Source organism: Spongiibacter thalassae (assembly GCF_012272835.1).
Taxonomy (GTDB): Bacteria; Pseudomonadota; Gammaproteobacteria; order Pseudomonadales; family Spongiibacteraceae; genus Spongiibacter; species Spongiibacter thalassae.
On the sequence record NZ_JAAWWK010000002.1, the window covers coordinates 896,319 to 918,774 of the forward strand.

At 57.2% G+C, this 22,456-nt stretch carries 26 protein-coding genes and 1 tRNA gene; 20 read left to right on the forward strand and 7 right to left on the reverse strand.

The annotated features are described in order from the left end of the window. Window positions 1-6: 6 nt before the first annotated feature. Complete coding sequence (locus HCU74_RS08450; RefSeq protein WP_168449942.1) at window positions 7-183, reverse strand: hypothetical protein; 177 nt, start codon at window positions 181-183, stop codon at window positions 7-9. A 194-nt stretch (window positions 184-377) separates the two neighbouring features. Continuing rightward, window positions 378-465, reverse strand: a tRNA-Ser gene (locus tag HCU74_RS08455). A gap of 357 nt (window positions 466-822) precedes the next feature. Between HCU74_RS08455 and HCU74_RS08460 the strand changes: the two genes are divergently transcribed. Together HCU74_RS08460 and HCU74_RS08465 are read left to right on the forward strand one after the other, a co-directional pair. After that, on the forward strand, window positions 823-984 hold the full coding sequence (locus tag HCU74_RS08460) for a hypothetical protein (protein WP_168449943.1): 162 nt from the start codon (window positions 823-825) through the stop codon (window positions 982-984). 62 nt (window positions 985-1,046) lie between these two features. Then, window positions 1,047-1,397, forward strand: a complete 351-nt coding sequence (locus HCU74_RS08465) for a hypothetical protein (RefSeq protein ID WP_168449944.1) — start codon at window positions 1,047-1,049, stop codon at window positions 1,395-1,397. Between the two features lie 109 nt (window positions 1,398-1,506). Here HCU74_RS08465 and HCU74_RS08470 read toward each other — a convergent pair whose 3' ends face one another. Beyond that, entirely contained in the window at window positions 1,507-3,342 is a 1,836-nt protein-coding gene (locus tag HCU74_RS08470; RefSeq protein WP_168449945.1) for an amidase, read from the reverse strand. Window positions 3,343-3,564: 222 nt separating this feature from the next. Here HCU74_RS08470 and HCU74_RS08475 point away from each other — a divergent pair, with 222 nt between their 5' ends. The 10 genes from HCU74_RS08475 (at window position 3,565) to HCU74_RS08520 (ending at window position 10,236) form a co-directional block, all read left to right on the forward strand. After that, window positions 3,565-4,209 (forward strand): MBL fold metallo-hydrolase, encoded by a 645-nt coding sequence (locus HCU74_RS08475; protein WP_168450073.1) that lies wholly within the window; start codon window positions 3,565-3,567, stop codon window positions 4,207-4,209. A 5-nt stretch (window positions 4,210-4,214) separates the two neighbouring features. Next, on the forward strand, window positions 4,215-4,700 hold the full coding sequence (gene moaC / locus HCU74_RS08480) for a cyclic pyranopterin monophosphate synthase MoaC (RefSeq protein WP_168449946.1): 486 nt from the start codon (window positions 4,215-4,217) through the stop codon (window positions 4,698-4,700). Then, complete coding sequence (locus tag HCU74_RS08485) at window positions 4,697-4,942, forward strand: MoaD/ThiS family protein (protein WP_168449947.1); 246 nt, start codon at window positions 4,697-4,699, stop codon at window positions 4,940-4,942. The genes moaC and HCU74_RS08485 overlap by 4 nt, the downstream gene beginning before the upstream one ends. A gap of 1 nt (window position 4,943) precedes the next feature. Then, a complete protein-coding gene (gene moaE, locus HCU74_RS08490; protein ID WP_168449948.1) occupies window positions 4,944-5,414 on the forward strand; it encodes a molybdopterin synthase catalytic subunit MoaE in 471 nt (156 codons plus the stop codon). A 113-nt stretch (window positions 5,415-5,527) separates the two neighbouring features. Continuing rightward, the gene (locus HCU74_RS08495) at window positions 5,528-6,004 is read left to right on the forward strand and encodes a flavin reductase family protein (RefSeq protein WP_168449949.1); all 477 of its coding nucleotides are present in this window, start codon (window positions 5,528-5,530) and stop codon (window positions 6,002-6,004) included. A 44-nt stretch (window positions 6,005-6,048) separates the two neighbouring features. After that, window positions 6,049-6,645: an NUDIX hydrolase gene (locus HCU74_RS08500; RefSeq protein WP_168449950.1), complete on the forward strand. Its 597-nt coding sequence runs from the start codon at window positions 6,049-6,051 to the stop codon at window positions 6,643-6,645. Between the two features lie 126 nt (window positions 6,646-6,771). Further along, window positions 6,772-7,677, forward strand: coding sequence for a PhzF family phenazine biosynthesis protein (locus HCU74_RS08505; protein WP_168449951.1), 906 nt, complete (start codon window positions 6,772-6,774; stop codon window positions 7,675-7,677). A 58-nt stretch (window positions 7,678-7,735) separates the two neighbouring features. Continuing rightward, on the forward strand, window positions 7,736-9,193 hold the full coding sequence (locus tag HCU74_RS08510) for a DNA recombination protein RmuC (protein WP_168449952.1): 1,458 nt from the start codon (window positions 7,736-7,738) through the stop codon (window positions 9,191-9,193). Between the two features lie 37 nt (window positions 9,194-9,230). Further along, a complete protein-coding gene (gene bcp, locus HCU74_RS08515) occupies window positions 9,231-9,725 on the forward strand; it encodes a thioredoxin-dependent thiol peroxidase (RefSeq protein WP_168449953.1) in 495 nt (164 codons plus the stop codon). Between the two features lie 70 nt (window positions 9,726-9,795). Continuing rightward, window positions 9,796-10,236 carry a hypothetical protein gene (locus tag HCU74_RS08520; protein WP_168449954.1) on the forward strand — a complete coding sequence of 147 codons (441 nt, stop codon included), beginning with the start codon at window positions 9,796-9,798 and terminating at the stop codon, window positions 10,234-10,236. 21 nt (window positions 10,237-10,257) lie between these two features. Here the strand turns inward: HCU74_RS08520 and HCU74_RS08525 are convergent, their stop codons facing one another. The 3 genes from HCU74_RS08525 to HCU74_RS08535 form a co-directional block, all read right to left on the reverse strand. Further along, window positions 10,258-10,689 carry a YkvA family protein gene (locus tag HCU74_RS08525; RefSeq protein WP_168449955.1) on the reverse strand — a complete coding sequence of 144 codons (432 nt, stop codon included), beginning with the start codon at window positions 10,687-10,689 and terminating at the stop codon, window positions 10,258-10,260. Window positions 10,690-10,889: 200 nt separating this feature from the next. Further along, on the reverse strand, window positions 10,890-12,602 hold the full coding sequence (locus HCU74_RS08530; RefSeq protein ID WP_168449956.1) for a class I adenylate-forming enzyme family protein: 1,713 nt from the start codon (window positions 12,600-12,602) through the stop codon (window positions 10,890-10,892). 9 nt (window positions 12,603-12,611) lie between these two features. Next, window positions 12,612-13,091, reverse strand: coding sequence for a nuclear transport factor 2 family protein (locus tag HCU74_RS08535; RefSeq protein ID WP_168449957.1), 480 nt, complete (start codon window positions 13,089-13,091; stop codon window positions 12,612-12,614). 183 nt (window positions 13,092-13,274) lie between these two features. Between HCU74_RS08535 and HCU74_RS08540 the strand changes: the two genes are divergently transcribed. The 4 genes from HCU74_RS08540 (at window position 13,275) to HCU74_RS08555 (ending at window position 16,960) form a co-directional block, all read left to right on the forward strand. Beyond that, a complete protein-coding gene (locus HCU74_RS08540; RefSeq protein ID WP_168449958.1) occupies window positions 13,275-14,045 on the forward strand; it encodes an exodeoxyribonuclease III in 771 nt (256 codons plus the stop codon). A gap of 83 nt (window positions 14,046-14,128) precedes the next feature. After that, window positions 14,129-14,464, forward strand: a complete 336-nt coding sequence (yajC, locus tag HCU74_RS08545; RefSeq protein ID WP_168449959.1) for a preprotein translocase subunit YajC — start codon at window positions 14,129-14,131, stop codon at window positions 14,462-14,464. An 81-nt stretch (window positions 14,465-14,545) separates the two neighbouring features. Further along, on the forward strand, window positions 14,546-15,556 hold the full coding sequence (locus HCU74_RS08550) for a 1-aminocyclopropane-1-carboxylate deaminase/D-cysteine desulfhydrase (protein ID WP_168449960.1): 1,011 nt from the start codon (window positions 14,546-14,548) through the stop codon (window positions 15,554-15,556). Between the two features lie 51 nt (window positions 15,557-15,607). Continuing rightward, window positions 15,608-16,960: an alanine/glycine:cation symporter family protein gene (locus HCU74_RS08555; RefSeq protein WP_168449961.1), complete on the forward strand. Its 1,353-nt coding sequence runs from the start codon at window positions 15,608-15,610 to the stop codon at window positions 16,958-16,960. Window positions 16,961-17,071: 111 nt separating this feature from the next. On the opposite strand, the gene alr is transcribed toward HCU74_RS08555, so the two are convergent. Beyond that, a complete protein-coding gene (gene alr, locus HCU74_RS08560; RefSeq protein ID WP_210425155.1) occupies window positions 17,072-18,157 on the reverse strand; it encodes an alanine racemase in 1,086 nt (361 codons plus the stop codon). A 108-nt stretch (window positions 18,158-18,265) separates the two neighbouring features. On the opposite strand from alr, the gene HCU74_RS08565 reads away from it, so the two are divergent. The 4 genes from HCU74_RS08565 (at window position 18,266) to thrH (ending at window position 22,417) form a co-directional block, all read left to right on the forward strand. Continuing rightward, on the forward strand, window positions 18,266-19,618 hold the full coding sequence (locus HCU74_RS08565; RefSeq protein ID WP_168449962.1) for a trypsin-like serine peptidase: 1,353 nt from the start codon (window positions 18,266-18,268) through the stop codon (window positions 19,616-19,618). 65 nt (window positions 19,619-19,683) lie between these two features. Next, entirely contained in the window at window positions 19,684-20,598 is a 915-nt protein-coding gene (locus HCU74_RS08570) for a 5'-nucleotidase (RefSeq protein ID WP_168449963.1), read from the forward strand. Window positions 20,599-20,631: 33 nt separating this feature from the next. Further along, a complete protein-coding gene (gene cysB / locus HCU74_RS08575; RefSeq protein WP_168449964.1) occupies window positions 20,632-21,606 on the forward strand; it encodes an HTH-type transcriptional regulator CysB in 975 nt (324 codons plus the stop codon). Window positions 21,607-21,799: 193 nt separating this feature from the next. Further along, on the forward strand, window positions 21,800-22,417 hold the full coding sequence (gene thrH / locus HCU74_RS08580) for a bifunctional phosphoserine phosphatase/homoserine phosphotransferase ThrH (protein WP_168449965.1): 618 nt from the start codon (window positions 21,800-21,802) through the stop codon (window positions 22,415-22,417). The last annotated feature ends 39 nt before the right edge of the window (window positions 22,418-22,456 follow it).

Here is a 22,456-nt window from a genome sequence, read left to right on the forward strand (position 1 = left end):
GCCGAGTCAATCCTCGTCTAAAAATTCCACGGTAGGAAGAGGTAGCGAGCGACTGGTGGTAGATTCAAAACGACTGATTTGAGAGATGTCGAATACCGCCCGACCATCCTCAGCTTCGAGAAGCCGGATCAGTGTGCTCCCGTCCTCCCAAACTACATCACCGCTATTGGTTTCAACTTTCATGCATAGTCCTCCATGACTGCTTTGACTATTTATAAGAGGAAACTATGGGGGTGTAAAGAGGTGGCGCTATTCGGTTCTTGCTGTGGCTGGTCTAGATAGGACTGGGGCGGCCTCTAGGATGATAAATTTATCCCAATTTTATCCCGAAGCGCTATCTTGAAATAAAAAAAGCCCTGAAAATCAGGGCTTTAATATGGCGGTGAGGGAGGGATTCGAACCCTCGATACGTTGCCGTATACACACTTTCCAGGCGTGCTCCTTCAGCCACTCGGACACCTCACCAAAACTGTCAGTACGAGATTAGATAGTTTAACGAGTGTCAGATCGCACATCTGCATACTCGAATGTGAGTGCTGCGCACTCAGTCCTTCAGCCATTGACTCGCTCCTGACGGAGCTCGGGGCTACGCCCCGTTGGTGCAGAGCCCCAACGTCCAAAATCGCGACGCGATTTTGTCGGACACCTCACCAAAACTGTCAGTACGAGATTAGATAGTTTAACGAGTGTCAGATCGCACATCTGCATACTCGAATGTGAGTGCTGCGCACTCAGCTCTTCAATTCAGGTGGTGAAAACACCGCAGGTTTATGCGATATCCCCCTGATTTGAGGGCGGCTACTCTAAGGTATTTCGCTGCGGTTGGCAATCGACATTTCCAATTTATCTGCGGGCTTGGCTTCTTATGGTGCGCTTTGCTGGCGATGCGTCAAGGTGGTGCGCGTTGCTGGTGCCGGGGCGATGGTGGGTGTCAATATCCTGTGTTTTGCGGGTGGTGTTGGTGGAATGTTTTTTGCTGGCTAGTGCATATCGTTGGCGTTATGCGCGGTTTTTGCACCAACACATGACATTGGAAGGTATGGTATATGGTCTACTCCGCAGAAATGGTGACCCGTCTACAAAAGTTGAGATCACGTGTTTTTGCTGAATTTGGCGTGAAGATCAGGTTGGCTGATCCGGCGCTGCTGGACGAGCTTGCGCAGTTGGGGCCTCGCAGTCGCGATCGCTTCACCCGCAGTACTATTGAGGAGTTGATGGCGCTGGCTGGTCGAGTGTATTCCGCTGAGCCTGCTGCAACCCATCAATCCGGACAGTCGACTGAGCTTATATATCGGGGCAATAAAATCAGCCGAACGAATGCGGAGGATACGCCGGCACCGCCGCCGGAGCGTCGGGCGACGAAGCAGATGTATCGAGGGCAGGTGGTGTATAAGTAGGTCTGTTCGGGCCGTGTTCGCTGATACCAGGTATACCAACCAAAATGGCCGGGACAATGTCCCGGCCATTTTGGTTGTGGATGAGTGGTTTGGGTAATGAACCAGGCCCTTACAGCCCGGTAATGTCTCTGAGTGCTTGTTCATACGCTTCAACGGGCAGCGATTCAGGTGCAGCGCTGGTGGCATCCATGATTGCCTGCTGTACGCGTGCATTAAAGCCGGCAATGGTTTCCTCACCGCTGAGTGGGGAAGGCGTGAGTAAGGGGGGCGCGCGGTGCAATGTGGCCTGTTCGTAGTCGTAGGCGATGCCAAGACCGGTGCCTTCATCAAATTGGCGCACGAAGATTTCCATGCCCCTGGGGACGCCGACATCTTCATCAAAGCCGACCGGCACGACGATGGAACCCATTTGGGTGGAGGAACCGAAGTCGCAGGTGCGTCCGCCGGTGGGGCCGGGGCTGAGTAGCAGGGCGTCCAGACGTACTTGCTCCCCGTTGTCGTCGACTACCGGCTCGCCGTTTTCGTCCACCAGGGCGTCCATCGTCCGGGTAGTGTAATCCCGAACATCAACTATAGCTTGCAACTGTTCGTCGGTGGGCGCCAGGTTGGGATCGTCGGCGGCGACCAGGGCAAACAGGGCCGCGGTGCGCGGGCCAACACGCCCGGTTTCGACAATACCCTGAATATCGGTGCAGTTGGCTCGGCCGTGGGCGACGTTGTCGCGATCACCGCTGAGGTCTATTGCTGTGCTGCTGACACAGGCTCTCGGGCTGTTGCCGCCTTCGGCCTCGAAGGTGGTGAAGTACTCGTTCATATCGTAGTGCCGCGAGCCGCCGCCAGTGCTGGCAAAGTCGGGAAGGTAGACATCGTAGATGTTGGCGCCCATCGACCGCAGTTTTTCAACGGCGGCGTCGATCAAGGCCCCTTGGGAGCCGGTGCCCGCAGGGCTGGTGTTGCTGCCCAATTCCCGAATGACTCCGAGGTTTTTACCCGTCACGCCGTGAAGGTCGCGGTCCAGATACTGGGTGTAGGTCGTGGGGCGCAGCTCGGCGGGATACCAGAGGGTTTTCGGGTCGCGGGGGTCTACCCCGGACATGGCGTCGAGCATCAGTGCGGCGTCTTTTACCGTGCGGGTCATCGGTCCGCCGGTGTCCCGGGCATGGGTGAGGGGGAAGATGCCGTGCTGTGAAATCACCCCGAGACTGGGCCGAATACCGACCAGGCCGTTGACTGAGGAGGGGTGTCGAATCGATTGGCAGGTATCGCTGCCAGTGCCGCCGAGCGCGAAGTTCGCAGCGATGGATGCGCCGGTGCCCGATGAGGAGCCAGCGGGGCTTTCGGCGGTGTTATACGGGTTGCTCACCTGTATCGCTCGGTTGGAGAATCCCGTGGTAAAAAACGCGAACTCGTCCTGATTGGCTTTGCCAAGAATCAACGCGCCAGCCTCCCGCAGCCCGGCTACAGAGTTTGCATCCACCCCGGCCTGGTGACCGAGCATACTGTACGACCCCTGGGTACTGGGGTAGTCAAAGGTGTCGTAGTTGTCTTTAAGTAATACCGGCATGCAGTGCAGATAACGCTCGCCAACACCGCCGTCGCGGGCATAGAGCGCGTCGAGGGCTTGTGCCTGGGCGACGGCGAGGGGGTTGATGGCCAGCACGCCGCGTATTGGTAAACCGCCGCTTTGCTGGGGCGCGTCATTGTAGGTGTAGATGCGCTCGATATACATCGTCGTCAGGGTTTCGCAGGTTAATGGGCTGCCATCCTCCAGTACCAGTTCACCGCGAAAGGCCGCGTGAATCTGGTCTACAGTGGTTTCTTCAAGCACAAACAGCTCAGGGTCGGGGGTGGGGCTGGCAGGGCCGGGAGCGCTGCTGCCACCGCCGCAGCTGATTAAGGCTGCTGTGGCAAGCGCAAGCAGCGGGCGAGCGAAAACGGGTGTCATAAGAATTTCCTCAAAACTGCTGGGAAGGTCATCCGTGGGGAAAGCTGCCAACATCAATGTAAGCAATGTTAACTATGCTTAAGCAATTGCTGTGCCATGGCGTTGATTGATCCGGAGTAAAAAGAAAAAGCCAAGCGGCAGGGCTGGGGGCGGGGATACGGCTATGAACTTGCCCACAGACTCCTTATCATTACGGCTCAGCTTTACAGGAATGATGGAATGATGAAGTGTGCAATGGTGCCGGTAACGGCCTACCAACAAAATTGCTCAGTGCTGGTGTGTGAGGAAACGGGCAAGGCGGCGGTAGTAGACCCCGGCGGTGACATCGACCGCATTGAAGAAACCATTGAGAAGCTCGGCGGTAAACTGGAAGTCATCCTCCTTACCCACGGCCATATGGACCACTGTGCGGCGGCCGATGTCATGCGTAAAAAGCACGGCGTGCAGATCATTGGCCCCCACAAGGCCGACGCGTTCTGGATCGACAAGCTTCCCGAGTGGTGCAAAATGACCGGCTTCCCCCATGCCGACCCGTTTACCCCAGACCGCTGGCTTGAGGAGGGCGACACGGTGTCCTTCGGTCAGCAGGAAATGAGCGTCAAGCATTGCCCGGGGCACACGCCGGGGCATGTGGTGTTTTTCCACGACCCCACGCGTCTGGCGATAGTGGGCGATGTGTTGTTCCAGGGTTCGATTGGCCGCACCGATTTTCCCATGGGCAACCATGAAGACCTGATTAATGCCATTCGAACCAAGCTTTGGCCGCTGGGTGACGATGTGCAGTTTATTCCCGGTCACGGCCCAACCTCGACCTTTGGCGAAGAGCGGCGCACCAACCCCTTTGTTGCTGACCACCGCTACGGATAATCCCCATGGCCGAGAAAAGTTTTACCCACTTCGACGCCAGCGGCAATGCCAATATGGTGGATGTGACCGATAAGGCCGAAACCTTTCGCGAGGCGGTGGCGGCGGGTTCGGTGATAATGGAAGCAGACACCCTGGCGATGATCGCTCAGGGGGATCACAAGAAAGGTGACGTGCTGGCGGTTGCCCGTATAGCGGGTATTCAGGCCGCCAAAAAATGTTCCGACCTGATTCCCCTGTGCCACCCGCTGATGCTGACTTCGGTGAAACTGGAGTTTGATATCGACCGGGACAATAACGCGGTGCATATTCGCGCCCGCTGCAAACTGTCCGGGCAAACCGGTGTTGAAATGGAAGCCCTTACGGCGGTGTCGGTGGCGGCGTTGACTATTTACGATATGTGCAAGGCGGTGGATAAAGGCATGACGGTCAACAATGTGCGGCTGGTGAGCAAGTCCGGCGGTCGCTCCGGCGAGTGGAGTGCCGCGTCGTGATTACGGTGCTGTTCTTTGCCCGCCTGCGCGAAGCCCTGGATTGTCGTGAGTTGCGCCTGGATTATGCCGGAGATGTTGCCGGCTTGCGCGGTGAACTGGCCCGGCAAAAGGGGGAAGTCTGGGGCGAGATTCTCGGCGATGACAATATCATCTGTGCCATCAATCAGGCGGTGGCAACAGACAGTGCAGTGGTGAAAGCGGGGGACGAAGTTGCCTTTTTTCCGCCCGTTACCGGTGGTTGATATGCAAATCTCGGTGCGCGTTCAACACGAAGACTTTAATGTGGCCGATGAAAGCCGACGGCTGAGCAGTACCGCCAGTGGGGCGATAGTGCAATTTATCGGTGTGATGCGTGAGCGCAACGACGGTGATCAGGTTGCGCTGATGGAACTGGAACACTACCCGGGTATGACCGAAAGCAGTATTCGCCGGATTATCGACACGGCGGGACAGCGCTGGACTCTGCAGGGGGTAACCGTAATACACCGGGTGGGTGAAATACGACCGGGTGAGCAGATTGTGCTGGTCGCGGTGGCGGCGGCACATCGGGGCGAGGCCTTCGCCGCCTGTGAGTTTGTTATGGACTACCTTAAATGTGAGGCGCCGTTCTGGAAAAAGGAGCGCCTGGCCGACGGCAGTAGTCGGTGGGTGGATAGTCGCGAAAGCGATACCCAAGCACGACAGCGCTGGAGCCAGCCTGAGCCGAATGGATGAGTAGCAAAGCCATTCGGGTAGGGCAATACACGGTATAATGACGTCCTCTTTGCGCCGACAAATGTACTGGCTGAGACAACAATTAAAAACTTAATTAGAAAAACAGGATAATTATGAGCGTTGACCCCCTTAAATTTCGCAATGCCCTGGGCCAGTTCACCACCGGCGTGTGTGTTGTTACAGCCAATCCCAAAGGTTACGAGCCCTTCGGTATGACGGTGAATTCCTTCGCCTCGGTGTCGCTGGACCCGGCGCTGGTATTGTGGAGTTTGCGCAATGACTCGGAGTGTTACGCGGCCTTTGAGGCGGCCAAGGGGTTTGCGATAAATGTATTGAGTCTCGACCAGGCGGCCTTGTCTAACCGCTATTCGCAGAAAGATGACCACAACCTGGACTCGGCCCACTACCGCATCGGTAAAAGTGGATTGCCGATTCTGCGCGGTGTGTTGACCAGTTTTGAATGTGATATCTGGCAGCGGTATGACGGTGGCGATCACTTGATTCTTGTCGGCAAGGTCTCTGAAATGAACGTCAGTCCAACCGGTGAGCCCTTGGTGTTTCACAGCGGTCGCTACCGCGAACTGCGCTGAGCCGACGCCATCGTCCACCTGCCATGCCACGACCAGGGTAGCAAATGAAGTACTGTAGTGATTGCGGTAACACAGTGATTTCCACCGTTCCCGAAGGCGATGACCGCCTTCGGTTTGTGTGTAGCGCCTGTGACACTATCCATTACCAAAACCCACGGGTTGTCGTGGGCTGTTTGCCGGTGGCCGGAGATCAGGTGCTGCTCTGTCGTCGGGCGATTGAACCCCGTTACGGTTACTGGACGATACCGGCGGGGTTTATGGAAAACGGCGAATCAATGATGGAGGGCGCGCTTCGGGAAACCCGCGAGGAAGCCGCCGCCAAGGTTCGCAATGTAGAGCTGTATCGCCTGTTTGATATTCCTCATATCAATCAGGTGTATGTCTTTTATCGCGGCGACTTGGACGGCGAGTTCGGCATCGGCCCAGAGAGTCTGGAGAGCCGCCTGTTCCGCGAGGATGAAATTCCCTGGAGCGAGCTGTCCTTTCCGGTGGTCACCGACGTGCTTACCGACTATTTCAGCGACCGTCGTGAAGATCACTATCCTGTTCGCTGTTCTCAGCCAAGCCCGTTATGGGCTGAGCAGGTGGGGTGGAAAAACAAAAACCGAGAGCCGGACGAAGACGCTGGGGATACCCACTGAATCTCCCGCTGCCGACATAACGCATTTTCGCTTGCTACCTTTGCGCTGGGCTGCGCTATTATTATTGTGACTGCTTCGCCGTGTTCGTCGCGCCGGGGCTGAACTGACAATAATATCGAGGTGACTATGCAGTGCCCTTATTACATCGTTGATGTGTTTACCCGCCGGCCCTTTAATGGTGCGCAAATCAGTGTATTCCCCCAGTCCGATGGTTTGAGCGACGAGCAAATGCAACGGCTTGCTCGGGAAACCAATCACAGTGAAACCGTTTTCGTCTCAGGTTCCTCAGCCCAGCGCTCAACACTGCGGGTGTTTTCCCCAAAGGGTGAAAAGGGGATTGGCAGTCACACCACTGTGGCAGCGGCCTATGCCCTGGCCTGTGGTGGAGTGTTGAAGTTCGACAGCGACGAATGCACCACCCATTTTGAACAGGCCGAGCAAGGCCTGGAGGTATTTCTGCATCGAGAGGGCGAGCAGATTCAAACTCAGCTGTCCCGTTCGGTGCAGCCACAGATTGACCGCTATGTGCCCGACCACAACGAGCTTCAGCGTATTCTCGGCCTCGGCGACAGGGATATTGAACAGTTTAAATCCCAAACCTTGTTGGTAAACTGCGAGTCGCCCCACCTGATTGTGCCATTGCGCTCAATGGAGGCGGTGTACCGCGCCCGCTACAATGCCGAAGCCTGGGCCCAGAGCAGTTCCTCGTCGGTACCGGTCAATGACATTCTGGTATATTGCCGGGAAACCGAAGACCCCCAGGCGGATTTTCACCTGCGTCTGTTGGGCAGCGATATTTCCCGGCATGACGACCCGCCGGTTGGCGCGGCGGTGCCGGCCTTTGTTGCCTATCTTTGCGAGGTGCAAAAACTCCCCGACGGCAAGCACACCTTGTGGGTTGAGCGTGGGCTCAGTACCCAGCGCCAGAGCTTGTTGAAAGTTGAATTTGTACGCAAGGGCTCGGCGCCGCTGTATTTGCGCGTGGGCGGTGATGCTGTGTTGGTCGGACAGGGCAGCATGCTCGCGCCGTAAGTGACATTGCACCCACCCTTGTGTAGAGTCCGCGCAGGACAGGAGTGAAGCGGAGTCTATGGAAGCAGTACATCTAATGAGCGGCATGGCCGCTCTCCTTGTTTTTGGCATTGGCGCCATTATTGGTTGGCTGCTTTACCGCAAGGGCAGTCAGCGGGTCCAGGCCGAAATCCTTGAACAACAGCAGGAGCAGGCCGCTGTGCAGGCGCAGTTGCGTGCTGAGATGGCGCAACTTCAAGCGCGCAGTGCTCAGCTTGAACAGCGCGCCGCCGAAGCTGAACAGCAGCGCGCCGTTGCCGAAGCCCGACTCAGCGAGCGCGACACGGCGCTGACCCAGCTGCGCGAAACCCACCAACAGATTGCGGCGGAGCACGCTGCGCTCAGCGCAAAGCTAGCGGCCAGAGAGCGCGACTATATCAACCTGCAAACCAGCACCGCCGAGCAAATAGCCATGCTAAAGGATGCAAAGGAGCAGCTAAGCGGGCAGTTCGAGCAATTGGCCAACCGAATTTTCGACGAGAAAAATCGCCAGTTTCAACTTGTCAGCCAGACCAAACTCGACCTTAGCCTGAAACCCTTCCGCGACCAGCTGCAGGATTTTCGCAGCCGCGTTGATCATATATACGCAGAAGATGCCAAGGAGCGGGGCGCGCTCAAGGCCCAGCTGGACAGTTTGCAGGAATTGAATCGGCATATCAGTGTCGAGGCGAAGAATCTCACCCGCGCGTTGAAGGGCGACAACAAGGCCCAGGGCAACTGGGGCGAAGTGATTCTGGAGCGGGTGCTGGAAGAATCGGGTTTGCGCAAAGGCCACGAGTATTTCAGTCAGCAGAGTTTCACCGATGAGGACGGCCGCCGCCGTCAGCCGGATGTGATTGTGCGCCTGCCCGACAATAAAGATATTGTGATTGACGCCAAAGTCTCGCTACTGGCCTATGAGCGCTACTGTAGTGCCGAGGAGGAGGGCGAGCGCCAGCTGGCCCTGCGCGAGCATATCCAGTCGGTCAAGCAGCATATCGCCGGTTTGAGCACCAAGGCTTACCAGCATATTGAAGAGCTGCGCAGCCTCGATTTTGTGTTTATTTTTATTCCCATCGAAGCCGCCTTTATGGCGGCCTTTGAGCACGATGCCGAGTTGTTCCGCCAGGCCTATGAGCAGAACATTATTGTGGTTGGGCCGACAACGCTGCTCGCGACCCTGCGCACTGTGCAGAGTATCTGGCGCTATGAGCGACAGAACCTGAACGCAGAGAAAATCGCCCGGGAAGCCGGGGGACTCTACGATCAGTTTGTTCTGGTGTTGAATGCACTGGAAGAGGTGGGAAAACACCTGAAGCGCACCGAGGTCAGCTACGATAAAACCCTGGACCGCTTGCAGCGCGGACGCGGCAATCTGGTCGGGCGCATCAGCAAGCTGGAATCCCTCGGTGCCAAGGTAAAGAAGAAAATCCCCGCCGCCTACAGCGACAGCGATGATTCCGACGCATTGCCATCGCCGAAGGACGAGGATGAATAGCCGTACATATCAATACAGCATAAAGTGAGGAAGAGACATGGCACACCCCAAAATTGGCAATATGGCCCCGGCGTTTACCCTTTCGGATCAGGACGGTAATCCGGTCAGCCTTAAGGACTTCAAGGGTGAAAAAAATGTTGTGCTGTTTTTTTACCCCAAGGCAAAAACGCCGGGGTGCAGCGTGCAGGCCTGTGGCATGCGCGACATCAAAGCCGAACTGGAAAAGCGCGACACGGTGATTCTGGGTATCAGTCCAGACCCGGTGGCCAAGCTGAAAAAATTTGAAGAAAACCCGAAAAAGGAAGAAGCGCCACTGAATTTCACCCTGCTGTCCGACGAAGGCCATGTCATCGCCGATAAATACGGTGTGTGGGGGCCGAAGAAATTTATGGGTCGGGAGTTCGACGGTTTGATTCGAACGTCTTTTATCATCGGCAAAGACGGTCGTTTGCTGGAGATTCTCACCAAGTTTAAAACCAGTACCCACCATGACACGGTGTTGGAAACACTGTCAGACCTTGGCATTGGCTAGCGGCAATTACGCATAGTCTGCGCCCTTATGTTTTGCTAAAAACAAGGTTTAAAAACCGAGGGCGTTGCGAATGACATCTACAGTGCATGGTGATTTTTCTCTGCATGCCGAAGACAATATGCTGATTGCGACGCTGCGCGGGGCATGGAATCTGGAGGGGGCATTAACCTACTTCTCGGAACTTGAAGGGCTGGTGCAGTCGTTTGATGGACAGCCCTGGTGCAGAATAGTCAGTTATGAAGACTACGATTTGCACACACCGGAAGTTACCGCCGCCCTGCCGCGCTTGGCCTTGTGGTGCCAGGAACACGGTTGTGTGCAGCAGCTTTATGTGGGCTGCAATCTGGTCGATAGAGAAGCTCTGGAGTTTTCCTATCGCGATTCCGGTATGGGCTATGTTACCTGCGATACCCTTGAACAAGCCCAAACCCTGTGCCGCGCGTGGTTGCGCAACGAAAAGCCACCGGCCAATGTTGAGTTTCGCTACGGCGGCGATCTGAAAGCGGTGTAGTCCCGAGGGCTGATGCAGGCCTTATTTTTTCTCGCTGCCGGGTGAGGGTGAATCCGAGTTGTTGGCCCTGGCGTCGGCGTGTTGACGGTAGATCGCCAGGTCCTTGCCGACCAATTCCAGGCACAGCGCCAGCACGGCGGCATCGTCAATAAAGCCGGCTATCGGAACGATGTCCGGTATCGCATCCATCGGAATAAAGATATAAAGCAAGGCCGTGCTGACAGCCCCCAGTGACCACCAGGGAATTTCCCGATACTCGCCGCGAACGTAATCCTGAAGCAGGTTGAACAGTGTCGAAACCTGGGCAAGATAGGGGGCTAGCTGCCCGCTGTTGATGACCTTTTCCATGATCTTGCTGCGCTTTTCGAGGGTTGATTCCAGGGTCTCGGAATCGCTGTTCTCTGCGCCCTTATCAAGAATTTTTCTGGCCTTTCGTTGCGAAAAATACTTCATGCTTTACCTCGGCACCGCCTCAGTGACATCGATGAATCCAAATCTGCTGGCCCGCGCTGTACGCTCACGGCGAATTGGCTGTGATAGGTCGATCTGCATTGACTTCGACAGTGGCTGGCGCAACATTATCCATCGGGCGTAATGATTTAACGATATATGCTCACCGAATTGTGTCGCATGGGCAATAGGTGATAACCCCATTACCCTGGCAGCGACTGTACCAGTGCCGGTAATTCTCCCTTCAATACCTTGCCGCTGGGGCTGCGAGGCAACGGAGAGGTCAGTGCCACGATCTGTGTCGGACGTTTGTAGGCGGCCAGCTGAGCGAGCAGCTCATTGTGCAATACCTCTGGGTTAATCGGCTCCCCGGTTTGAGTGCGATAGGCCAGCGCGACGCATTCCCCCAACAACGGGTCGGGCAGGGCAAAGGCAGCACACTCAACAATGTCAGGGTGCTGGCTGACGTGGGCTTCGATCTCAGCCGGGTGAATATTCTCGCCGCCGCGAATAATCATATCCTTGGCGCGATCGGTGACAAATACAAAACCTGAGTGGTCGATGTATCCGATATCCCCCGTCGCCAGCCAGCCCCCGGCGTCGAGTATGGGCTTGCCCCCGTTTTGGTCCCAGTAAACGCGGCTGTTACACACCGAGCGGAGATGTATTTCACCCTGCTGACCGACTGGCAGCTCGTCGCCTTCTGTGTTGCAGGTTTTAAATTCCACCAGCGGTGACAGGGTGCCCGCCGAGCCCGGTTTGCTGTCAAAGGCGATCCCTACGCAGCTGCTGCCAATGGCATTGCTTTCGGTCATGCCGTATCCCGTGCCGGTGTAGGATTGGGCAAAGGTGTCGCCGATAAGTTGTCGCACCCGCTCAGGGCAGGCTGCGCCACCACTGCCTATGGAAAACAGGCTGGCAATGCGTTGTGGTTCGCAGCGGGGGTGTTGCAGCAGGTCGATCAACATTGACGGAGCTGCGCTGAAAATGGTGATTTTTTCCTGCTCGATCAGGGTAAGGGCCTGCTCGGCCCGCCACTTGTACATCATGACCATCCGCCGGCCACCACGCAGGTGCAGCAAGAATGACGCGTAGCAGCCGGAGACATGGAACAGGGGCACTGCAAGCAGGGCGGTGGGCCTGTCGCCGCAACTGAGAATGGTGTCCAGCGCGTCGGGGTTCGCCATGATGCCGAGCACGGCTTGATACTCGAAACTGAAAATGGCCTGAATGATATTGCGGTGGCTGGAAACCACCCCCTTGGGCCGACCACTGGTGCCGGAGCTGTACATAATCTGCACCGGATCGTCGCTGTGGCAGTGCCAGGGGGTGGGCATGGCGTGGCCGATATGGCGAGCAATCACCGTTTCATACCGCATGGCGTCGGCGACGTCGGCCCGGGCGACGATGGCCCGACAGCCGATGTCGGTGAGCACGCCGTTGATAAGGGCATAGCGGGGGCCATCGCACACCACCAGACCGGGAGCGCTGTCGTGTAGCACATACTGCAGGTCATCGGCGCTACCCCAGCTGTTCAGCGGAACCACTATCGCACCCAGTGAGACGACCGCCGCGTAGACCTCCAGCCACTCCGGCGTGTTGCGCATGGCGATGGCAACCCGCTGACCCTGCTGCAGGCCAAAATCAGTGACCAGCCCGTGGGCGAGGGCGTCTACCCGCTGAAAGTATTCGCAGAAGCTGCGCCGTTGTTTTTCGCCGTTGGCGTCGACATAGCACAGGCACTCGCTGTCACCGTGGGCACGGGCGACATCAAGCAGGCCGCGCATGGTGTCGGGGGTTTGGGCGAACTGTCGGTAGTGCTGGCCGTCAACGGTCACCGCCGCGAATTCATAGGGGGAGTCGGGGGCGCAAAGGCCTTGTTCTGCGTCGCTCAAGGGCCTGCCAATCGCTGTCATAATGTGTGCTCACTGTTGGCTGAACATGGAGTGGGTGAAACCGAGGGTGTCGGGTATCGGGCTGTTTACCGTTTCCATAATGCGGTCATATTCTGTGTGGCAGAGCAGCCACTCGCCGTTTTCCAGACGATATTTGTCGTTATAGATTGCCGTGCCAAACAGCACCCAGTTTTGCTCTCGATTAAACACCAGGTCTTGCAGATACCACTTGCCTTCGGCTTGCCCGTCGTCCAGCAGGGTAATTTCCGGGTGGTGGCAATTGTGCATGGTGAGCACAGAGGGTGAATCCATATGGCCCCGTAAACCCTCAATCAATACGTCTGCACCGTCGTAGCTGTATTTTCCGCCGTCGTAGCGCGCACTGCAGTCGTCGCTCAGGGTCGTTCTCAATAGTGCCCAGTCGTGGCAATCCACGGCGCGCAAATAGCGATACTTGAGCGATTTAATAGCCTCTATGGCCAAGAGCTGTGCAACGGGGTCTTTGGGCATGGTGTTGTCCTGGGTCATGTTGTTGGTTGTTATTGGTGCTGGCTTGCGGCTAAGGATGCAAACCCAGTTTAGGGGCGCGCAGATTTTCCGGCCATGCTCTGTATGGATGAAGTACTGCGCCAGGTCGCGCCACCTTTGTTATGCTTGCGGGCTTTTTTACCTGGCATTTCTCAGAGGGGCGTTATGCGCATTATTACTGCCAACACCAATGGCATTCGGTCGGCGGCTCGCAAGGGCTTTTTCACCTGGTTGGCAGAGCAGAACGCCGATGTCGTCTGTATTCAGGAAACCAAGGCGCAAACCGAGCAATTAACTGACCCGGTGTTCCATCCTGAGGGTTATGTGGCGATTTTTAGTGACGCTGTGAAAAAGGGCTACAGCGGTACAGCCATGTACTGCAGGACACCGCCGAAGTCGGTGACCACACGGCTGGGCTGGGATCCTCTGGACAGCGAAGGGCGCTATATTCGGGCAGACTTTGACGCGGTGAGCGTGATCTCGATGTATATGCCATCAGGTTCCAGCGGCGAGGCCGCACAGGCAAAGAAAGACAGCTTTCTCGACAATATCTATCCCCATTTTGTCGAGCTGAAAGCGGCCGGGCGGGAGCTGGTGATTTGCGCCGACTGGAATATCTGCCACCGGGAAATTGATTTGAAAAACTGGCGGGCAAACCGGAAAAATTCAGGATTTTTGCCCCATGAGCGGGCCTGGCTGGACAAGCTCTATAACGAGGCCGGCTTTGTGGATGCCTTTCGAGAGATTAATCAGGAGGCGATCTACACCTGGTGGTCGAACCGGGGGCAGGCCTATGCCAATAACGTGGGGTGGCGCCTCGATTATCAGGTGATTACGCCGGGGCTGGTGCCGTTGATTCGGGATGCCTGGGTGTATCGCGACGAGAAATTTTCCGATCACGCTCCGTTTATCATGGACTACGACGTCTCGCTTTGAAAACGGTGCTTGTGTACTATGAGCATCGCTTCTCCATGGCGCGACACCGGTCTCGCCCGCTATTAATTGATTAAGGAAACACGATGAGCTTTTTTATATCTCAGGCCCACGCCCAAGCTGCACCTGCTGGCGCGCCCCCTGGTGGTGAAATGTTCCAGATCGGCCTGTTGGTGCTGATGTTTGGCCTGTTTTACTTTATTGCTATTCGCCCCCAGCGCAAGCGTCAGAAAGAGCACGCGGCAATGGTTGCGGCCCTGGCCAAAGGTGATGAAGTCGTGACCAGCAGTGGGATTCTGGGCAAGGTGACGAAAATTGACGACGACTACGTGGTGTTGAGCGTAGCCGATAACGTCGAGTTGAAATTCCAGCGTGTGGCCATTCACGCAGTGCTGCCAAAGGGCACGTTAAAGGCTATCTGATGGGGTTGCCGGCGGGCAGCTTGCTCGCCGGGCCCTTCGCAAGTGCCCGTTTGATTCAACACATTTGCACAGGTATCGCCCATGAAAGATCCCCGCCAAATCGATGTGCCACGCCTGTCGCTGGCACAGCTCCCTACGCCATTACAGCCTCTCAATCGCCTTCACGATAAAATCGGCGGCCCGAAAATCTGGGTCAAGCGCGATGATCTGACCGGCTGCACCTTGTCGGGTAACAAAATTCGCAAACTCGAGTTCAGTCTCGCCCAGGCTCAGGCCGAGGGCTGCGAGGTGGTGATTACCTGTGGCGGTCTACAGTCCAATCACTGCCGTGCCACAGCATTGTTGTGCGCCCAGTTGGGCCTGAAGTGCCACTTGCTGCTGCGCGGCGAAACCGCCGAAGCCGACGGCAATTATCTACTCGACCAATTGGCCGGGGCGACCATCAGTTGCTACCCCAGCGTGCGTTACCAACAGGAGCTGACGGCGCTGTTGCAACAGTGGCAGGAGCACTACCACAACACCGGGCGCAAGGCCTTTGTGATTCCCACCGGCGCCTCCGACGCGATTGGCGTGTGGGGCTACTTCCACGCCAGCAAGGAATTGGCCGATGACTGCGAGGGAGCGAATATTCGCCCTCGGCACGTTGTCTGTGCGACGGGCTCCGGCGGCACCCAGGCGGGGCTGACGGCGGGCTGTCACTACTACCTGCCCGAAACCAGAGTGTGGGGGGTTAATGTCTGCGATGACGAGGCCTGGTTTATGCATAAGGTTAACCAGGACATTGCTGACTGGCAGCAGCGTTATCAATTGCAGTCGCCGGCGGGTGAGGGCTATTCGGTGAATGTGATCGACGGGTATGTCGGCCCCGGCTACGCGGTGGCAGAAGAGTGTATCTTTCGTACGATCGCGGAGCTGGCGGCGACGGAAGGACTGGTGCTGGATCCGGTCTATACCGGAAAAGCCTTTTACGCGCTGCTACAGGAATTGCGCGCCGGACGCTTCGGCGATTCCGGCGACATCGTATTTATGCACACAGGGGGAATATTCGGCGTCTTTCCCCAGCGTCGCGGGTTTCACAACCTGAACCTCTGAGCCTCTGGCGGCGGTTGAAGCGCCGCCGATATGACATAAGGAACTTCGCCCATGGAAACCGTCAAGACCGTCATTGCCGCTGTGAATGGCCTGGTGTGGGGGTGGCCGATGCTGGTGCTGATACTCGGCACCGGTGCCTACCTGAGTATTGGTCTGCGGCTGTTGCCCTTGCGCCGTATTCCCGCTGCCTTTGGTCTACTGTTTCGCGGGCGTAAACCCTCGGGGCAGAGCGGTGAGATTACCGCCTTTCAGGCGTTGATGACGTCGCTGTCGGCAACGATCGGCACGGGTAATATCGCCGGGGTTGCTACGGCGATTGCGCTGGGTGGGCCGGGGGCACTGTTCTGGATGTGGTGCACCGCCCTGGTGGGGATGGCGACCAAATATGCCGAGGCGGTCTGCGCAGTGGAGTTTCGCGAGAAGGACAGCGCCGGCAACTACTGCGGTGGCCCGATGTACTACATCAAGAACGGTCTGAGCCAGCGCTGGCATTGGCTGGCCGCCTGTTTTGCGTTTTTCGGTGTGTTTGCCGGGTTTGGAATAGGGAATACCGTGCAGGCCAACTCGGTCGCCCAGGCATTGAACAGTACGTTTGCCCTGCCGGTGGGGATTACCGGCGCCGCGCTCTGTGTGATCGTGGGGCTGGTGGTATTGGGAGGTGTTAAACGCATTGCCAGCGTCGCCGGTTATCTGGTGCCGATTATGGCAGTGTCTTATATGGGGCTGGGGCTGCTGGTGTTGTGCCTCAACCTGACCGAGGTGCCCGCGGCCATCGCGCTGGTTATCGATTCGGCGTTTAACGGCACGGCGGCGGTGGGTGGTTTTGCCGGTGCGGGTATTGTCGCGGCGATTCGCTTTGGTGTCGCCCGGGGAATTTTCTCCAATGAGGCGGGCCTGGGTAGCGCGCCCATCGCCCACGCCGCTGCACAGACCAATAACTCGGTACGCCAGGGCCTGGTCGCCATGCTGGGCACCTTTATCGATACTATTCTGGTCTGTACCGTCACCGGACTGGTGATTGTGGTGTCGGGGGAATGGCAAACCGGGGCGAGTGGTGCGGCCCTGTCGGCGGCTTCCTTTGACGCTCTGATTGGTGGGGGAGACATCATTGTGGCGGTGGGGCTGACGGTGTTTGCCTTCACCACCATGCTTGGCTGGTCGTACTACGGCGAACGGTGCACGGTATATTTTTTCGGCCCCCGGGCGGTGCCGCTATTTCGGCTGGCCTGGGTGTTGGCAATTCCGCTGGGCGCTGTGGCGGAGTTGAATTTTATCTGGCTGTTGGCCGATACACTCAACGCCCTGATGGCACTGCCTAACCTGATCGCCTTGCTGTTGCTAAGCCCGGTGATCTTCCGCTTGTCGGCGACCCGGTTGCAGGACGCTCTCGACGATCAGTCGTAATTGCCCGGCAGAATTCGGGGAATGTTGTGGCTTAAAGGGCCGTACTCACCGGCCCCACTCGTCGGTTCTGTTTGCGCGGCGACTTACAGACGCTGACTTAAAGGCCCTGTCTTACAAACCCTTGGGGTAGCAACGTGCTACCCGGCGTGTCACCCGGGTAAACAGTTCATAGCTTATGGTCTCGCAGTGCTCTGCCACTTCGTTGGCGCTGAGTTGGTTTCCCCAGAGCTCAACCTCGTCCCCGGTGCTGACGCCATCAATATCGGAGACGTCGATGGTGAGCAGATCCATTGATACCCTGCCTGCCAGACGCGCCCGTTGGCCGCGCACGACGACCGGCGTGCCGTCGGGGGCGTGTCGGGGGTAGCCATCGGCATAACCGGCGGCTACCGTTGCGATGCGGCAGGGTTGATTGGCCCGCCAGCGACGGTTGTATCCTACGCCATCACCGGTGACCACTTCCTTCACTGCGATAACTCGACTCTTGAACTGCATCACTGCCTGCAGCTTTTGGGCGTCGGGCAGGCTGCCAGTGGGGTCGTCGCCATAGAGCATAATTCCCGGACGGACCCAGTCAAGGTGGCTTTGGGGGTGGGCGATAATCGCGGCGGAGTTGGCCGCGCTGAGCGGCGCTTCACCCAGACTGGCGCTGGTGGTGGTCAGCAATTTGCATTGCTCGCGGGTAGTGTTTTCATTGAGGTTGTCGGCGTCGCTGAAATGGCCCATATGGGTGATGCTCGCCACACTCGGTGCGAGGTTCAACAAGCGGTGGGCCGCGCTGAAATCCACCGGATGCATGCCCAGCCGATTCATTCCAATATTCAGTTTTAGCCAGACTCTGACGGGGGCTGGCAGGGGCAGGGCGGCAAGTAACTCGGCGTCTTCAAGTCGGTGGATCACCACATCGAATCGCTGCGTCGAGCAGATGTGCAAAATCTCGGCGTCCAGCAGCGTGCCGAGCAACAGTATGCGCGCATCGGCCTGGCTGCGGCGCAGAGCAATGGCTTCTTCTATGCGGGCGGCGCCAAACCCCTGTACTCGCCCGGCCAGCACCTCGGCAACCCAATCGGCGCCGTGCCCGTAGCCATCGGCCTTAAGCATCGCTAAGATAGCGGATTGCGGTGCCAGCGCACGAACCTGAGCAAGGTTGTGCTGCAATGCTGCCGCGTCAAACTCCAACCATGTTGTATTATGCAAGACGTTCGCTCTCCTGAAGCTGCCGTTAAACCGACCCTGGCACGGGGTGTTAAGTGTAACCACCTCTGGTCGTGGCAGACAGTCCCACCCCGGGTCTTGCTCTGGATTATGCTGCTATTTTGCGCCGTGGCAAATGCGGCGAGCGCCGCTGACGACGCTTGCCAGCGCGCGGCCATTCCCCGAAGCGAATCTTTAACCACCGTGCTGCCAGCACTGAGCGGTGAGCAATTTATACATTTACAAGGCCTGGCGTCGCAGTGTGCCGACGCCGCTGCGGTCTTGGCAGAACTGGCCTTCTGGGGAGAAACCCAGCTGGGCGTGGCGCGGGACTTGAGTGCCTTTCGGCGCTACGCCGATTTGGCCAAGGGTAGTGCCGAGTGGCTCGGTCGCTTGCGTCTTCTGCGCGCGGCGGATGAAATTGTTTCAGCAAAAGCGCCAGCGGAGCGCTTGTTCGCAGTACAGCAATTCAACTGGGAATTGCTGTCTGACTCTGTGCCGCGTCGCCAATATGCCCTGGCGGTGTTGAATGAACTGCGCTGGTATGTGCCCGTTGTGCGGCGCAGGGAGGGAGGTAATAGCTGGGGCTTGCTGGTGGGGGCGTCCGGCTCATCGGTGCTATCGATGGACAAGGGCGTATTGGTGCTGGGCGATGCCGACGCCTTTGCGCGAACCGATACCCGCCCGGCGGCGGTATATTTCCCGGCGGATCATCTCGCCGGCAACCGACAATTGCGCCAGTGGTCGATGCCGCAGGGTCGCCAGATTGGTCGCTTGTACACGGTGTATCCCGATCGCAGTGATGGCCATTGCACGGTGACCCGGTTGAATGCACAGTGGCTGCTGACCGCCGCCCATTGTTTGTTTGCGGCATCGGCCCGGAACACCCCGGCGACCAGTTTGTATTACTATCCCTCGCCACTGTCCCGGCCCTTGTACCGTGTAGCCGTCGAGCAGGCCTGGGTGCTGCCCAACCATCACCGGGATTTGCTGAGCGGGAATGTATTGGCCTATACCGGACGCGATCTTGCTTTGCTGAAAATAGCGCAAGCTGCCACAATCGCCGGGGCGGGGGATGATAGCGAAGGGCGCTCGCCGATGATCCTGGAACTTGCGGTGCTGGGGCGGGAGGCGACAGATCTGGTCAGTTATTCCTATCCCTCCGACAAGCAATATGACAGCCTGTGGTTGAGCCAGTGTGCCAGCGAATTTTATGGCCATATGCCCGGCGCCGCCTTGGCGGTGCACCGGCTCGACTGTGACAACAGTCGCGGCCAAAGCGGTGCGGCGGTCAGTCGCTTCGATGGTGCGATCGTCGGGGTATTATCGGCGCGGGTCAGTGGCGGTGATGGGGGAGTCGGTACCGCTATTGCCGCCTTTACCCCGGCGGTGCTTGCGGACATCAAGCAGATCGTTCAGGGTCAGCTTCCTGAGAATATGCACTGGCAGGTGCTGGGGTTTTAACACCAAAATTTGCTTGCGATCGACCATATTGTATAGTGAAACCACGTGAGTTGAGTGAGAACTACATGCCCAAGGGATTTGAGGACAAGCTGGTTGTAGCGATATCGTCGCGGGCATTGTTTAACCTCGACGAAAGTCATCGGGTTTTCGAGCAACACGGTCTCGATGCGTATCAGCAATATCAAATTGAGCACGAAGACGAAATACTGGAAACCGGCGAAGCCTTCAATATTGTTGAACGCTTACTGCAGCTAAACGAGTTGTTGGACCGAGCGCGGGTGGAGGTTATTTTGCTTTCCCGCAACTCGGCGGACACTGGGCTCAGGGTGTTTAACTCGATAGAGCACTATGGTCTGGATATTCGTCGTGCGGCATTCAGTGGTGGCGAAAGCCCTTACCGCTATGTGTCGGCCTTTGGTTGTCACCTGTTTTTATCCACCCATGCCGAGGATGTGCGGCGCGCGCTGGATAACGGTATTGCCGCCGCCACCCTGCTGCCCCGTTCCCGTAAGCTGGCCAATGATCCCAAACGGGAGTTGCGTTTCGCCTTCGACGGCGATGCGGTGCTGTTTTCTGACGAAGCCGAACGGGTGTTCAAGGCCAAGGGCCTGGAAGCGTTCACCGCCAGCGAAGTAGCTTCGGCGAATTTGCCCCTGAGTGGCGGGCCGTTCAAACCCTTTTTGTCGGCGTTAAATACCCTGCAAAAGGAGTTTCCCTCGGATGCGCCGCCGATCAGAACCGCACTGGTAACCGCTCGCTCTGCGCCAGCCCATAAACGGGTCATACGCACCCTGCGCGAGTGGGATATTCGAATTGATGAGTCGCTGTTCCTCGGTGGCCTGGAAAAGGGTGAGTTTCTGCGTGCCTACGGTGCCGATGTCTTTTTCGACGACCAGCCCACCCACTGTGAGTCGGCCAGTGAACATGTTTCCACCGGACACGTGCCCCATGGCATTGCCAACAATCCAGAACTTCAATAAAAACCGAATTGATCGGGCAGGAGCGTCAGTAGTATGAAATTGCAGCAGCTGAGGTATATCTGGGAGGTTGCTCACCACGAAATGAACGTCTCCGCGACGGCGCAAAGTCTGTTCACCTCCCAGCCTGGCATCAGCAAGCAGATTCGCATGTTGGAGGACGAGTTGGGGGTGGAGATCTTTGCCCGCAATGGCAAGCATCTGACGCGCATTACCCCTGCTGGCGAGGTCATTCTGAAAGCCGCGGGAGAGATTCTGCACAAAACCGAAAGTATCAAAAGCATTGCCCAGGAATTCAAGAACCCGAGTAAGGGCAGTCTTTCCATTGCCACCACCCATACCCAGGCCCGCTATGCCCTGCCGCCGGTAATCAAAACCTTTATTGCCCGTTATCCCGAGGTGTCCCTGCATATGCACCAGGGAACACCTATGCAGATCTCGGAACTGGCAGCCAATTTTGGCGTGGACTTCGCCATTGCCACCGAGGCACTGGAGCTGTTCAGTGACCTGATTATGATGCCCTGTTATCGCTGGAATCGAACCATTTTGGTGCCACGGGATCATGAACTGGCGCAGATTTCCCAATTGAAAATCGAGGATGTGGCCAAGCATCCCATCGTTACGTATGTCTTTGGCTTTACCGGGCGCTCGAAACTCGACGAGGCCTTTATCAAACGGGGGCTAGAACCACGGGTGGTGTTTACCGCCACCGATGCTGATGTGATCAAGACCTATGTGCGTCTGGGTCTGGGCATTGGTATCGTCGCGCAAATGGCCTATGACCCCAGTACCGACGGCGATCTGGTCGCCCTGAATGCCGGGCATTTGTTTGAGCCGAGCATTACCAAGGTGGGCTTTCGCCGGGGCACCTATATGCGCAAATTTATGTATGACTTTGTAGAGTTGTTCGCCCCCCATCTCACCCCCGATCTGGTTGATCGGGCCTACCAATGTCACAGCAAAGCCGAGCTGGACGCGCTGTTTGCGGATATCGAATTGCCGATGTATTGATGGGGAGACGCAGAACGGGAGACGATAGACGCTAAAACAGGCTTGGGCCACGTTTGGCAAGGGAGCGTTCTCGACGCAAGCGCCTCGAAGAAGCGTCTCCCGTCTCCCATACAGCGTCTCCCGTCAACGGAATTGCTTTCTCTGCGCCAAGCCGTTAGATTGAGCGCCTTTTCAAACTTAGGAGAATGACGTCGTGGAAATCGCTTGCCTGGACCTGGAGGGGGTGTTGATCCCTGAAATCTGGATTGACTTTGCCGAGCGCACGGGCATTGAGGCATTGAAGGCGACGACCCGGGATATTCCCGATTACGACGTACTGATGCAGCAGCGCCTGCGCCTCCTTGAGGAAAACGGTTTGGGTCTGCCGGATATTCAGGCGGTTATTGCCGATATGCGGCCTATGGAAGGTGCGCGGGAATTCCTCGACTGGCTGCGCGCCCGTTTTCAGGTGGTGATCCTGTCAGACACTTTCTATGAGTTTGCCGCGCCGTTGATGGAGCAACTGGGCTGGCCGACACTGCTGTGTCACCGTCTGGAAACCGATAACCTGGGCAAGGTGGTGGATTACAATATCCGTCAGGTCAATCCCAAGCGCCAGGCGGTACTGGCATTTAAAACCCTGTACTACCGGATTATTGCTGCCGGTGACTCCTACAACGACACCACCATGCTGGCCGAGGCCGATGCCGGTATTTTGTTCAAGGCGCCGGACAATGTGATCTCGGAGTTCCCGCAATTCCCTGCTGTGCACAGCTACGAAGATCTGAAGAAAGAGTTTTTGAAGGCGTCGAACCGCAACTTGAGCCTGTAAGGCTGCCGTCGCTGCCGTTCGCAATCTTCGGGCGGTGGC